Origin of the sequence: Pandoraea sp. PE-S2R-1 (assembly GCF_002179865.1) — a bacterium.
Taxonomy (GTDB): Bacteria; Pseudomonadota; Gammaproteobacteria; order Burkholderiales; family Burkholderiaceae; genus Pandoraea.
Genome location: NZ_NGUR01000017.1, coordinates 1 through 12,874, shown reverse-complemented (window position 1 = coordinate 12,874; position 12,874 = coordinate 1). Strand labels below are relative to the sequence as shown.

The window sequence follows — 12,874 nt, the reverse complement described above, 5'->3', positions numbered from 1 at the left end:
AGGTGCTGCGCGCCGCCTTATCCCTTGGGGCTTTCCGCAACATGCCAGGTGCCGACACCGGCACGCTTGGCCTGATACATCGCGGCGTCGGCCGCGCGCAACAGCGCCGGGGCGTCCGGCGCGTGCGTCGGGTACAGCGCCACGCCGATGCTCATCGACGTGACGATCTCGCCGCCACCGGGCAGCGCAATCGGCTTTTCCATCGCGACCAGCAGGCTCTGCGCGAGGCGCACGGCGTTCGACGTCTGGCGCACGCCGGGCAGCATTACGGCAAATTCGTCACCGCCCAGACGCGCCACCAGATCGCCCTCACGCAGCGGCTGCCGCAGACGCTCGGCAATCGCCACCAGAACGGCATCCCCGGCATCGTGGCCTTGGTGATCGTTGATTTCCTTGAACCGGTCGCTGTCCAGATACAGCAGCGCGACATGTGTGCCCAGTTCGTGAGCATCGACCAGCGCCTGCGCAAGCCGCGATTCAAAATAAGCCCGATTCGGCAAGCCGGTCAGTTGATCGTGATTGGCCTGATGGGCGAGCGTCGCATTCTGCGCGCGCAAGTGGTTCTGCCAGCCCTCGAATTCATCGAGCAGCGCGTTGAAGTCGTCGCCCAGTTCCTTGAGTTCGGCAATGGGCGTCGCCGCCACGCGTTGATGAAACGCACGCTCGCGACGCACCGCGTGCGCGACTTCGGCAAGCGCCCGCAACGGTTTGACGATATCGCGGTGCATGCGCTTGGCCAACACGGTCGCCACGGCAAACGTCACCAGCAAACACGCCAGCACGCCGCCCACACCACTCAATAGGAATACGAAGAATTGATGCCCCTGCCCCTGCACTTCGATATGACCGACGACATCGCCGTCGTGCCGGATCGGCAGCGTCACCGGCCCCGGCAATGCCACATCGGCCACGGCACGCTCCAACGTGGCGAGCGCACCGCCGTCAGGCCGCCGCCACAGCGCGAACTGTGCGCCACGCGCATCGAGCACGCGCACCTGCACGACATCCTCTTCATGGGCGATGAGGGCAATGGCTTCCTGCGCCGCTACGCGGTCACCGAACACCACCGCCGCTTCGACGGTGTAGGCAAGCGAGCGGCCTAGCAGCAGCAAATTGTTCTCGGCATAGACACGCAACGCGATCCACGCCACCAGCGTCAGCGAGACGGCGGCGAGTACCACGGCGGAGACGGCGAGGCGCAAGTGGGTGCGTCGCAAAACACCTTGCAGCGATGGCCGGCGGCGATGCCGTGCCGGTGCATCGGCAGCACCCGCAGGTGCGGACAACGGCCGGTCATGCGAGGCACCGTTGACGTGAGTGTCGGCGGCCGCATGCCCCGGCATCTCGGCCGACGACAGTCCGGCGAGGGGGGCTTGCGGCATGAACGGTGCGTCGGGCGCGCCGGTCGGTGGGGGGATGGGGGGGCGTTGGATCGTCATGGTGTCCCCGGCTTGCGCGCCAGCTTCAGCACATTGGGGTGGACACGAACGCCGCTGCGCGCGACGGTGTCGAGGTTGATGTCGAAGGTCACACGATCGGCGTCGATGTTCAGGCAGAACATCGTGCCGAGCGTGCACGAGTCATTGCGCTCGCTGATCGTGAGCATTGGATGGCCAGCGATACTGCTCAACACTTGCCGGCGTTCGGCGTCGCTCACGGCACCGAGATAGAGGGCGTCGCACGAGGTGGCAACCGCAGGGTCGCCCACCGGCAGGCGTTGTGCCTCGACCGGCAGGCCCGCGCTCGGCAACGGGCCGGCGAGCAGGTCTCGCGCATAGTCGGTGTTGCCGCTCACGCACAGCCGCACCTTGGCTGGCGTGGTGGGCCAGCGGGTGAAACTGATGATGCCCAGCACCACCTGCCGTACGTTGGCTTCGCGCGTGCCTGCCGTCGAGGGTGCGGCCGGTGCTGCGGTGGCACCGGACGCAACACCGCCGCCCGGCGCTTGCGCAGCAGCAGACCCCATGGCGAGCCACCACAGGCATAGAAAAAATAGCGCGACACGCACACGTGCAAACCGGGGTACCTGCTGTGGGTGCCTGTCCCTCGATGCCGTGCTGCCTGCCAACGCGCAGACGCAATACAACACTGTAGTCCTTAACAATTGCGAATCATCGAATGTCGATCCCGCGGTGTGCCGCCAGCCCCCATTCGAGTCAGGCCGCATCATACCGAAGCCCCGTGTGTGAGGCCATATGAACGAGCGGGCAGGTAAGGTTTCCTTCACCGGCCTCGTTGGCACACCCCTCCCATTTTCGACAGGTCACCCGCACCTGCCGACATCGCACAGCATGCACGCGCGAACCGGTTTCCGAAAGCCCCGCCGCCTCCGCATTTTCCCTTGCACACGCGCGCTTTTACCGTGGCAGAATGATGCACATAACCTTTTGAAAAACAAGGTAAATCGGGCGACAAAGATCGCTCGAAAATCAAGAGATTCGCGACGCCAGGGAGGTGTTGCATGCTGCTGTGGAAGTTTGTCATTCCCGGTGCTCGACAGGCGCGATCATGAACGATCCGGTGCCGCGCCCCGTGCCCGACGTACAGGCCGAGTTGAGCCGCGCTGCGCTCGACAGCGCCCCCTATGCCATGTTCGTTTGCAACGACGACGGCATGATCGAGCGCATGAACGCGGCGTTCACCCGCCTGACGGGCTACCTGCCCGAGCACCTTCTCGGTCAACGCAGCTTCCTCTCTCTGCTCGATCCCTCGGAACTCGCGCGCCGCCGCCTCCCGGCCCTGGCAAGTCTGTCCCCCAACGAAGACGTGCCTTACGACGACGAGTGGCATCTGCTCACGCACGTGCGCAGTTGGCTGCCGATTCGTCTGGCGCTGTCGTGTGTGGAGCACGCGCCGGGCGAGCGCCGCTGGGTCGGCATCGTGCTCGATCTCTCGCAACAGGTGCAGGTCGCCTCGCGGCTCTGGTATGTCACTCACCACGACCCCGTCACCCGCCTGCCGAACCAGACCCTGCTGAACGAGCGGCTCGAACTCGCCATCCATCGCTGCGCCCGGCAACAGGTCGGGCTGACGGTGCTGCTTGTCGAACTCGATCACCTTCGCAAGCTGCGCAGCACGTTCGGCCCGCCCACCGCTGAACTCGCACTGCGTATCGCCGCCGAGCGGCTGCGCGAAGCGAGCGGCCCGGAAGACGCCCTGGCGTGCCTCGGCAGCAGCCAGTTCGTCATCGTGACAAACGAAACCGGTGACGCGGCGCGCTTGCTGGCCTCGCGCATTCAAACGCGTCTCGCCCAATGGGCCGACGTCGACCAAAACCCGGTCGCCCTCGACGCCAGCATCGGCGCGGTGAGCTATCCCGAACATGGCAACACGCCGGAGACGCTGTTGCGGCGCGCCCACCTTGCGCTCGCCGAGGCCAGTGCCAGTGGCGGCGGCATGCGCTTTTTCAGCAGTGAAATGGATGCGCAGGCGCGCAGACGCAACGAGCTGGAGAGCCTGCTGCGTGTGGCCGTGAACGAACAGGCGCATTCGCAGTTGCATCTGGTATATCAACCGCAGGTCAGTCTGGCGGATGGCGAGATTCGCAGCGCGGAAACGCTGCTGCGCTGGCGCAGTCCGGTGCGCGGGGCCGTCGGGCCAGCGGAGTTCATCCCCATTGCGGAGACGTCCGGGCTGATTCTGCCGCTGGGTGAATGGGTGATTCAGACCGCGTGCCGGGAAGCGAGCCGATTGCTGCGGCGCTGCGGCCATTTGCCGCGCATCTCCGTGAACGTGTCGGCGCAGCAGTTTGCCCGGCAGGACGTCGTGGGCATGGTCGAGCGCGCACTGCTCGCGCATGCGCTGGAGCCCCGGCATCTGGAAATTGAGATCACGGAAACGGTGCTGCTGGGGGATTCGAGCGCCGCCGTCGGTACCCTGCGGGCACTGCATGACATGGGCGTGGAGATTGCCGTCGACGATTTCGGCACCGGCTACGCGAGCCTCGCCTACCTCACGCGCTTTCCCATCGACCGGCTGAAGATCGATCAGACTTTTGTGCGCGACATGCTCGTGCATCCGCCGAGCCTTGCCATCGTGAACGCGGTCATCGCCATGGCGCACTCGCTTGGACTTCGCGTGACGGCCGAAGGCGTCGAGACGCAGGCACAAGCGCAACGGTTGAAAGAGCTGGGCTGCGACGAAGGGCAGGGATATTGGTTTGCACGGCCCATCGATATGCACGGGCTGTATCACATCGTGGCACCGCTAGGCAGCGGTGCACGCCGCTGAAGCGCTTTCCTTTGCGCACTCACATGGCATAGTTGATTTGCCATTTTTTGGCACTTCCTGACAGGACATTGGCTCTCTAAGCTGAAGTCCTTTCCGGAGAATTCGCCATGTTCAACGTTCCGAAACTCTCGCGTACAGCGCGCGTGCCTCGCTCGCCACGCACTAGCCACGTGGCGCCGCTGATGACACACCGCACCACCGGTGTCCTCGCGGCGTTGGGTATCGCTGCGGCCGGTCTGGCCATGACACCCCCCGCACAACGCGCCCTCCCCGGCTGGCTCGATACGTTCTGCACGCTGGCGGCGCGCGCCAACGACGCGCTCACCACGCAGGTGGCATCAGCCACGGGGAGCGCAACGCCAACCGCCATGGCAAACGCATCGACCGGCAACGGTGCTGCGGCGCGCCCCGCCACCAAGGTCACCCCGTTGTCGTGCGAACCCTTGGCCAACGCCCCCGGCAAATCGGTCACGACCGCAATAGTGGAATTTCCGCCGCTCGCCTTCTCGCCGCCCCATCGTCATCCGGGCGCTGTCACCGCCGTCGTGATCGAAGGCACGATCCGTTCGCAACTCAATGCCGACGCACCGGTCACCTACCGGGCAAATCAAACGTGGTTCGAGCCGCCCGGCACCCTGCATACGATGACCGAAAACCCAGACCCGGTGCACCCTGCCCGCCTGCTCGCCTTCTTCGTGACCGAAGAGAACTGCGGCCCGCTGACCATCTACGAGCCGGCTGCCCAGCCTTCGTGATCCGCTTGCCTGATCAGCCGCCGACACCGCTCTCGCGAGGCGCTTTCAGCGCTCGCGTAGCGCACAGCATCACGGCCGCGAGACCGCACAGGAAGTACGTACCACCGAGCGTCTGCGCCATGCCCGAGAGCGTGAGCCCCGCGCCGATCAGCAGGTAGTAATACAGCCCGAGCACTGCGCCTCCGGTGCCCAGACGGTCACGATAGCGCGCCAGTGCGCTGCTCAGAATGTTGGGAATCGCCAGCCCGAACGCGACGACCAGCAGCATGACCGGCACGAGGAACCACAACGTTTCGGAAAGCAGCAGAATGGCGGCGCCACTGATCGTCGCCAGCACGCTGGCCGTCATCACAATGCGTTGCGGCGCAACGTCGCGTGCCAGCAATCGCTTGTTGAGACTTGCGCCAATGCCGGAGCCGAGCGCGAGCGCCAGTCCCGAGTAGCCGAACAGCGTCGTGCTGACACCAAGCCGCTCGAACATGAACGGCGCGAGGCTGTAGTACGAAAAGAGGCAGGTATTGAACAGCGCGACGAGCGCCGCCGAGCGCCAGATATCGAAGTCGCGCAGCATCACCCACAACGTCGCAAACAAGGGCACCTTCGTGACTTGCGGCGGGCGCGTTTCCGGCAAGCGCATCACACTCCAGCCGAGCAACACGACCGCCAGCACCGCGAGTCCACCGAACACCCCGACATAGCCATGCCAGCCCGCGAGCACCGCCCCCGAGAACATCCCGATGGCCGGGCTCACCGCGAGCGCCATGCCCACCATCGAAAACACCTGCCCCAACGCTGGCCCCTGATACCGGTCGCGCAAGATCGTTTGTGTCGCCACCGATCCGACCGCTGCCCCGAATGCCGACGTCACGCGAGCGGCAAGCAAGGCGCCGAAGGTATCGACGAACAGCGCCGCGACGCACGCCAGCGCATAGATCGCAAGACCGAACAGCATGGTCGGACGGCGGCCGATCACATCGCACATACGCCCCCAGACGACCACGCCGATGGCGAACGCGAAAAAGTAGACCGAGAGCGTGCTGGCGGCGGCAGCAGGCCCCACGCCGAATGCCTCGCCGATATCGACGAGCGCCGGGCTGTAGATCGTCTCCGCGATCTGCGGAAACATAAGGAGCGCGATGGGTAACGCCATCTCACGCCGGGTAGGCAAAGTCATGGAAAGCTCCGGGAAAGTGAAGGCAGCATCTTGCGGGGACGTGGTCTGACGTATTATTGGTATTCCGCCGATTTATCCATCAAATCGGACATTCATTGCACCGGCCCCGTCATGGCATGGCTTGACCCTCAGGCAACATTCGATGCGGACGCGATGCAGCGCAGCGCGATCGGCATCGCGTCGACGCTCGGCAATCACGATTCCGGGGCCCATCAACACCGCATGGGGCAGTGGCTGTTCACGCAGCACGGCTGTGTTCGCATCACGCTGGCACATCAGTTGTGCCTGCTGCCGCCCACCCGCGCCGCATGGATTCCCCCCGGGGTGCCGCATCGCGCAGTGACGGGCACACCGGTGGAATACCGTTCGATCTTTCTCGGCGAGCCGTGGATCGACACGCTGCCCGCGCAAATCGAAGTCATCGAGGTGGGCGCGCTGCTGCGTGAAGTGTTCGAGCGCATCGCCTTCGCCGCGTGGGACACCGACTGGTCGACCGGCACCGCCAGCCACTTGCTGGCCTTGTGTCTGGCCGAGACCGCCACCGCTCAGCGCCAACCGTTGCTGTTACCGCTGCCGACCGACCGGCGCCTCGCCCCATTGTTTGCGCATCCGGAACAATTGCCGCCCGCCCTGGCCGATCTGGAACGCACCGTCGGCGCCAGCGTCAGGACCATCGGGCGGATCTTCCAGCGCGAGACCGGCATGAGCTATCAGCAGTGGCGTCAGCAATGGCGGCTGATTCGTGCGGTGGAGGGGTTATCGAGCGGCAGAACGCTCGCGTGGGTCGCGCATTCGCTCGGCTTCGCCAGCGAAAGCGCGTTCATCGCATTCTTCAAAGGGATAACAGGCAAGACACCGGGGCAGCTGCGTCAGGAAGTCGCCCGACGAGACGTCACACACGGGCGCTAATGTCGAACCGGGGTCGGCAAACGCCGGCAAACGCCAGCAAATGTCACCCGTGCGCGCACACCCGGCGCGCCTTGCAAATTGCGCACCCGGCGCTGCTTTTTTCATGCAACCCGCGTGTCAAGACTCGCGTGCAAGTTTAGAACGCGGTAAGGTACGTCGCGAAGGGAATCACCCCAAACGTCGTTGCAACGAGGAATGTCTCAATGAAAACCAAAGCCGCCATTGCCTGGGAAGCCGGCAAGCCCCTGACCATCGAGGAAGTTGATCTGGAAGGGCCGCGCGCTGGCGAGGTGCTGATCGAGGTCAAGGCCACCGGCATCTGCCATACGGACTACTACACGCTTTCGGGGGCTGACCCGGAAGGTATCTTCCCCGCGATTCTCGGCCATGAAGGCGCGGGCGTCGTGGTCGACGTCGGCCCCGGCGTGACCACGCTCAAGAAAGACGATCACGTCATTCCGCTGTACACGCCCGAGTGCCGTCAGTGCAAGTTCTGCCTGTCGCGCAAGACCAACCTGTGTCAGGCGATCCGCAGCACGCAGGGCCGCGGCCTGATGCCGGACGCCACGTCGCGCTTCTCGCTCGACGGCAAGCCCATCTTCCACTACATGGGCACCTCCACGTTCTCGAACTACATCGTCGTGCCCGAAATCGCCGTGGCGAAAGTGCGCTCCGACGCGCCGTTCGACAAGGTCTGCTACATCGGCTGCGGCGTGACCACCGGCGTGGGTGCCGTGGTGTACTCGGCGAAAGTCGAAGCGGGCGCGAACGTCGTGGTGTTCGGTCTCGGTGGCATCGGCCTGAACGTGATTCAGGGCGCCAAGATGGTCGGTGCCGACAAGATCATCGGCGTCGACATCAACCCGGGCCGCGTGGAACTCGCGAAGAAGTTCGGCATGACGCACTTCATCAACCCGAACGAAGTCGAGAACGTGGTCGACACCATCGTGCAACTGACCGATGGCGGCGCCGACTACTCGTTCGAGTGCATCGGTAACGTCACGACCATGCGTCAGGCGCTCGAATGCTGCCACAAGGGCTGGGGCCAGTCGTTCATCATCGGCGTGGCCGCGGCGGGTCAGGAAATCAGCACGCGTCCGTTCCAACTGGTGACGGGCCGCGAGTGGAAGGGCTCGGCCTTCGGCGGCGCACGCGGCCGCACCGACGTGCCGAAGATCGTCGACTGGTACATGGAAGGGAAGATCAACATCGACGATCTCATCACGCACACGCTGCGCCTCGACCAGATCAACGAAGGCTTCGATCTGATGAAGCGCGGCGAGTCAATCCGCTCGGTCGTGCTGTACTGATCGACGCGAACAACGCCATCGACAGGGCCCCCGCCCCATCGTGACCCGCCCCGGCGAGGCAAGCGCCGCGTCACCCGATCCGGCGCTCGCACCGGATCACCCGCTCGCACCGCCTGCGGCGGGTGAGTCCAGCGGACCGCTCGCCCGGGCGCGGCGGCGGCGGCATCGCATCCGCCTTGCTGTCTTTCTGACGATGCTCGTCGCGGGGCTCGTTTTCACTACCTATAGTCTCGTTCGCGATGTCGGCCGCACCGGCGAGCACTCGATGGCGCTGCTGCCGTTCGCGCTGCTGGTCATCGCGCTCGTGATTGCCCTCGGCTTCGAGTTCGTCAACGGCTTTCACGATACGGCCAACGCGGTCGCCACCGTCATCTACACCAACTCGCTGCCCCCCAGCATCGCGGTGATGTGGTCGGGCCTGTTCAACTTTCTCGGGGTGTTGCTTTCCAGCGGCGCAGTCGCGTTCAGCATCGTCTCGTTGCTGCCGGTTGAACTGATTCTGCAAGTGGGTTCGTCGGCGGGCTTCGCCATGGTGTTCGCGCTGCTCATCGCCGCCATCGTGTGGAATCTGGCTACGTGGTGGCTGGGCCTGCCCGCCTCGTCGTCGCACACGCTGATTGGCTCGATCGTCGGTGTCGGCATTGCCAATGCACTCATGCGCGGACGCGACGTGACCAGCGGCGCGGGCGGCATCGACTGGGGGCAGGTCACCACCGTCGGATACTCGCTGCTGCTCTCCCCGATCATCGGTTTCGGCTGCGCTGCGGCGCTCTTTGTCGCTCTGAAGTTTTGCGTGCGCAACCCGGCGCTTTATGAATCGCCGAAACCGCGCACGCCGCCGCCATGGTGGATTCGCGGCTTGCTGATCCTCACCTGCACCGGGGTGTCGTTCGCGCACGGGTCCAACGACGGTCAGAAGGGCATGGGGCTCATCATGCTGATTCTGGTCGGCACTGTGCCCATGGCCTACGCGCTCAACCACGCCATGCCGGACGCACAGGTCGCTCAGTTTGTCGCCACGGCCCAGACCGCACAGCGCTCGCTGGCCGCCCATCCGCCGCTGCCCGACGGCGTCGCGACCGCGATCACGGCAACAGCGCCGCCTCGCGACGCTCTCACCGCCTTCGTGCGCACCGAGACCCTCACGGCCGATGTCGTGCCTGCGTTGTCGGTCCTCACCGGCGACATCGCGCAGGAAGTCGCCAGCCACGGCTCGTTTGCTCGCATGCCCGCCACCTCGGTGACCAATGTGCGCAACGACATGTACCTCGCCGCTGAATCGATTCGTCTGCTTGAACGGCGGAGCGACACGGCAATTGCCCCCGACACGGCGCGTGCACTGCACGCGTTCCGCACGCAACTCGACGAGGCGACGAAATACATCCCGTTCTGGGTGAAAGTGGCCGTGGCGATTGCGTTGGGGCTGGGCACGATGGTCGGCTGGCGGCGCATTGTCGTGACCGTGGGCGAGCGCATCGGCAAGAAGCACCTGACCTACGCCCAAGGGGCATCGGCCGAGTTGGTGGCGATGGCGACCATCGGCGCGGCCGATCTCTACGGGTTGCCCGTGTCGACCACGCACGTACTGTCGTCGGGGGTGGCCGGCACCATGACCATCAACGGCTCGGGCTTGCAGTGGGACACCATCCGGAATTTGTTACTGGCGTGGGCCCTGACCCTGCCCGCCGCGATCGTGCTCGCCGGCGGGCTCTACTGGGCGTTCCGGCAGGTATTCTGAGGCGCAGCGGGTTGATGGGCGTGGCACGGCAGGCGCCGAAAATGCCGTCCCATTTTGTAAGCCCTGTAATGCGCACAAACATTGCCGCCCGGTTTCGACACGCGTGACAGCAAACCAAGTGGGCACTCTGCCAGTCGAACTGAGTACAACATTACGAAGCGTGTCGTCCGGCGCGCATTTCGCCTGACGCCGGACACACGGTTACGACAGGGAGAATGCAATGAACAAAAGCTTCTTGCCGCTCGTCATCACGGGCGCCGCAACGGTCGTCACACTCGCGGCATTGCCCGGCGTGGCGTCGGCGCAAGCGAGTCAGGCCGTCATCAATTCCCCGGCCAACGTGCGGGCCGGCCCAGCGAGCGACTACCCGGTCGTCTCGCAGGCTGGTCCGGGCATGCCGGTGACGGTGTACGGCTGTTTGTCCGATTACACGTGGTGCGACATTGGCCTGCCCGGCTCGCGCGGCTGGATCTACGCGGCGCTGCTGAGCTATCCGTATCAGGGCAGTCCGGTGCCCGTACTGAATTACGGCACGATGATCGGTCTGCCGATCGTGACGTTCTCCATCGGCGCGTATTGGGGCAACTATTACCGCGGCCGGCCTTGGTACAACGATCAGCGCTACTGGCACCGCCCGCCGCCGCGCCCGCGTCCGCCGCAATGGGGCGGCGGGCCGGGACCGCGTCCGCCGGGCGGCCATTACCCGGGTCCGGGCCCGCGCCCGCCCGGTCACGGCCATGGCGCCGGCCCCGGACCCCGCCCACCGGGACACGGGGCCGGTCCCGGCCCACGCCCGCCCGGTCACGGTGCCGGCCCGGGTCCGGGTCGTCCTCCCGGTCACGGGGCGGGCCCCGGCCCACGGCCTCCCGGCGGGGGTGGTGGACACGGTCCGCGCCCGCCCGGCGGCGGCGGTGGGGGTCACGGCGGTGGTAATGGGGGCGGCCACGGCGGCGGTGGCGGAGGCCACGGTGGTGGCGGCGGCGGGCGTCCGGGCGGTGATCGCTGATGCCCGAACCGGCACCCGGAGTACGTGACCCTAATTCAGTGGCCACTGCACGCGTTTTGGGAAAAACGCTTAAAATGTGAGCATTGCCGGCCAGGCGGAGGCGCCGATCAGGCGCCGATGGCCGGCCCGCAGGACAGCGAGCCCTTAGCAACGCAAGCGCGCAACTGACACACCGGTGCCCCGGCGCCGGTGTTTTGCTAGCCAGCTTAACGGGCACCCGTCACATTGCAGACCACTTAGCAGATCTCTCAGACGTGCCGTCGCAGCCTCACCGCGCGACGTTCACGGCAGTCCGGCAAGATCCTCCGTAAGTCTCGATCGTGTTCGTCCCGCCCCGGCGTGCCTTTGCACGTCGCGGTTGCCTATCGCCATGCCGCGTCCGGTATGCACCACCCGTGCTTACCGTGAGCGGCCCTCGTCATCCGTGGCCGACGCCTGATGGGCAGCCACGCACCAGACAGCGATCAGGCATGAGCGGCGCTTGCCCTCCCTGCGGCCAATCCGTCAGGCATGGGAACGAGCGGCCACAAGCCCAGGGTGCCCTTGCAGCCAGGTCGCGGGACATTGTTGCCCGCGGGATTTCTCCATGGCGCGCGTCACGCGTGCGTCAGAGACATACGTTGCAGGAACCTTTTGCAGGTCATGAGTCTTTTTCGAACCAAAAACATCGAGAACATGCTGGCGGCAAGCCGCACCGGCAGTCTCCGCAAGGTGCTCGGCCCCATCGATCTGGTCCTGATGGGTATCGGCGCCATCATCGGCACCGGCATTTTCGTTCTCACCGGCACGGGCGCGCTCACCGCTGGCCCGGCCCTCACCGTCTCGTTCATGATCGCGGCCACGGCTTGCGGCTTTGCCGCGCTGTGCTACGCCGAGTTCGCGTCCACGATTCCCGTCTCCGGCTCGATCTATACGTATAGCTATGCAACGCTCGGCGAAATCGTCGCGTGGATCATCGGCTGGGATCTGATGCTCGAATACGGTCTGGCCTCATCGGCCGTGTCGGTCGGCTGGTCGGGTTACTTCCAGTCGCTCGCAGCCGGCTTCGGCCTGCACCTGCCCGCCGTCATCACGGCAGCACCGGGCAGCGTGCCGGGCGTGACCACCTTCATCAACCTGCCCGCCGTCGTCATCATGCTGCTGGTCACGTGGGTGCTGTCGTACGGCGTGCGCGAGTCGGCGCGGATCAACAACCTGATGGTCGCGATCAAGATCGGCGTGGTGCTGCTCTTCATCGCCGTGGGCGTATGGCACGTGAAGCCGGCCAACTGGACGCCGTTCATGCCGTTCGGCACCAGCGGCATGTTCAACGCTGCGGCACTCGTGTTCTTCGCGTTCATCGGCTTCGACGCGGTCACCTCCGCCGCCGAAGAAGTGCGTAACCCGGGGCGCGATCTGCCGATCGGCATCATCGGCTCGCTGATCGTATGCACGCTGCTGTATGTGGCGGTCGCCGCCATCATGACCGGCATCGTGCCGTTCGCACAGTTCGCAGGCGTGGATCACCCGGTATCGCTGGCGCTGCAATATGCGGGGCAGAACTGGGTCGCGGGCTTCGTCGATCTGGGCGCGATTCTCGGCATGACGACCGTGATTCTGGTGATGACCTACGGTCAGACCCGCATCACTTACGCGATGTCGCGCGACGGCCTGCTGCCGCCGATGCTCTCGCGCATCCACCCGACGCACAAGACGCCGTTTGCGGGCACGTGGATCATCGGCGTGGTGTTCGCCGTCATCGCCGGGTTCGTG

General features: G+C 65.4%; 10 protein-coding genes. 7 read left to right on the top strand and 3 right to left on the bottom strand.

Going from position 1 to position 12,874, the window contains the following annotated elements; genetic code table 11:
- Window positions 1-17: 17 nt before the first annotated feature.
- Both CDV44_RS23995 and CDV44_RS23990 read right to left on the bottom strand, forming a co-directional pair.
- Entirely contained in the window at window positions 18-1,382 is a 1,365-nt protein-coding gene (locus tag CDV44_RS23995) for a diguanylate cyclase domain-containing protein (RefSeq protein WP_249277697.1), read from the bottom strand.
- 53 nt (window positions 1,383-1,435) lie between these two features.
- Window positions 1,436-1,966, bottom strand: coding sequence for a YfiR family protein (locus CDV44_RS23990; RefSeq protein ID WP_087691214.1), 531 nt, complete (start codon window positions 1,964-1,966; stop codon window positions 1,436-1,438).
- A 542-nt stretch (window positions 1,967-2,508) separates the two neighbouring features.
- On the opposite strand from CDV44_RS23990, the gene CDV44_RS23985 reads away from it, so the two are divergent.
- Window positions 2,509-4,230, top strand: coding sequence for a bifunctional diguanylate cyclase/phosphodiesterase (locus CDV44_RS23985; RefSeq protein ID WP_087691213.1), 1,722 nt, complete (start codon window positions 2,509-2,511; stop codon window positions 4,228-4,230).
- Between the two features lie 107 nt (window positions 4,231-4,337).
- A complete protein-coding gene (locus tag CDV44_RS23980; RefSeq protein ID WP_249277696.1) occupies window positions 4,338-4,985 on the top strand; it encodes a cupin domain-containing protein in 648 nt (215 codons plus the stop codon).
- Window positions 4,986-4,998: 13 nt separating this feature from the next.
- On the opposite strand, the gene CDV44_RS23975 is transcribed toward CDV44_RS23980, so the two are convergent.
- On the bottom strand, window positions 4,999-6,159 hold the full coding sequence (locus CDV44_RS23975) for a multidrug effflux MFS transporter (protein ID WP_087691212.1): 1,161 nt from the start codon (window positions 6,157-6,159) through the stop codon (window positions 4,999-5,001).
- Between the two features lie 111 nt (window positions 6,160-6,270).
- Between CDV44_RS23975 and CDV44_RS23970 the strand changes: the two genes are divergently transcribed.
- The 5 genes from CDV44_RS23970 to CDV44_RS23950 all read left to right on the top strand — a co-directional run.
- Window positions 6,271-7,068, top strand: coding sequence for a helix-turn-helix domain-containing protein (locus CDV44_RS23970; protein ID WP_087691211.1), 798 nt, complete (start codon window positions 6,271-6,273; stop codon window positions 7,066-7,068).
- Between the two features lie 203 nt (window positions 7,069-7,271).
- Window positions 7,272-8,378: an S-(hydroxymethyl)glutathione dehydrogenase/class III alcohol dehydrogenase gene (locus tag CDV44_RS23965; protein ID WP_087691210.1), complete on the top strand. Its 1,107-nt coding sequence runs from the start codon at window positions 7,272-7,274 to the stop codon at window positions 8,376-8,378.
- Window positions 8,379-8,547: 169 nt separating this feature from the next.
- Window positions 8,548-10,116, top strand: a complete 1,569-nt coding sequence (locus CDV44_RS23960) for an inorganic phosphate transporter (RefSeq protein WP_249277724.1) — start codon at window positions 8,548-8,550, stop codon at window positions 10,114-10,116.
- 220 nt (window positions 10,117-10,336) lie between these two features.
- Entirely contained in the window at window positions 10,337-11,122 is a 786-nt protein-coding gene (locus CDV44_RS23955; RefSeq protein WP_087691209.1) for an SH3 domain-containing protein, read from the top strand.
- 642 nt (window positions 11,123-11,764) lie between these two features.
- Window positions 11,765-12,874: amino acid permease (locus CDV44_RS23950; RefSeq protein WP_087691208.1), on the top strand; the 1,110-nt coding region annotated here is incomplete at its 3' end.

What these genes read in the sequence shown, in the direction of transcription:
- CDV44_RS23990 (WP_087691214.1), bottom strand. Translation starts at nt 1,966, where the DNA reads ATGGGGTCTGCTGCTGCGCAAGCGCCGGGCGGCGGTGTTGCGTCCGGT.
- CDV44_RS23965 (WP_087691210.1), top strand. Translation starts at nt 7,272, where the DNA reads ATGAAAACCAAAGCCGCCATTGCCTGGGAAGCCGGCAAGCCCCTGACC.
- CDV44_RS23955 (WP_087691209.1), top strand. Translation starts at nt 10,337, where the DNA reads ATGAACAAAAGCTTCTTGCCGCTCGTCATCACGGGCGCCGCAACGGTC.
- CDV44_RS23980 (WP_249277696.1), top strand. Translation starts at nt 4,338, where the DNA reads ATGTTCAACGTTCCGAAACTCTCGCGTACAGCGCGCGTGCCTCGCTCG.
- CDV44_RS23995 (WP_249277697.1), bottom strand. Translation starts at nt 1,382, where the DNA reads ATGCCGCAAGCCCCCCTCGCCGGACTGTCGTCGGCCGAGATGCCGGGG.
- CDV44_RS23970 (WP_087691211.1), top strand. Translation starts at nt 6,271, where the DNA reads ATGGCATGGCTTGACCCTCAGGCAACATTCGATGCGGACGCGATGCAG.
- CDV44_RS23975 (WP_087691212.1), bottom strand. Translation starts at nt 6,159, where the DNA reads ATGACTTTGCCTACCCGGCGTGAGATGGCGTTACCCATCGCGCTCCTT.
- CDV44_RS23985 (WP_087691213.1), top strand. Translation starts at nt 2,509, where the DNA reads ATGAACGATCCGGTGCCGCGCCCCGTGCCCGACGTACAGGCCGAGTTG.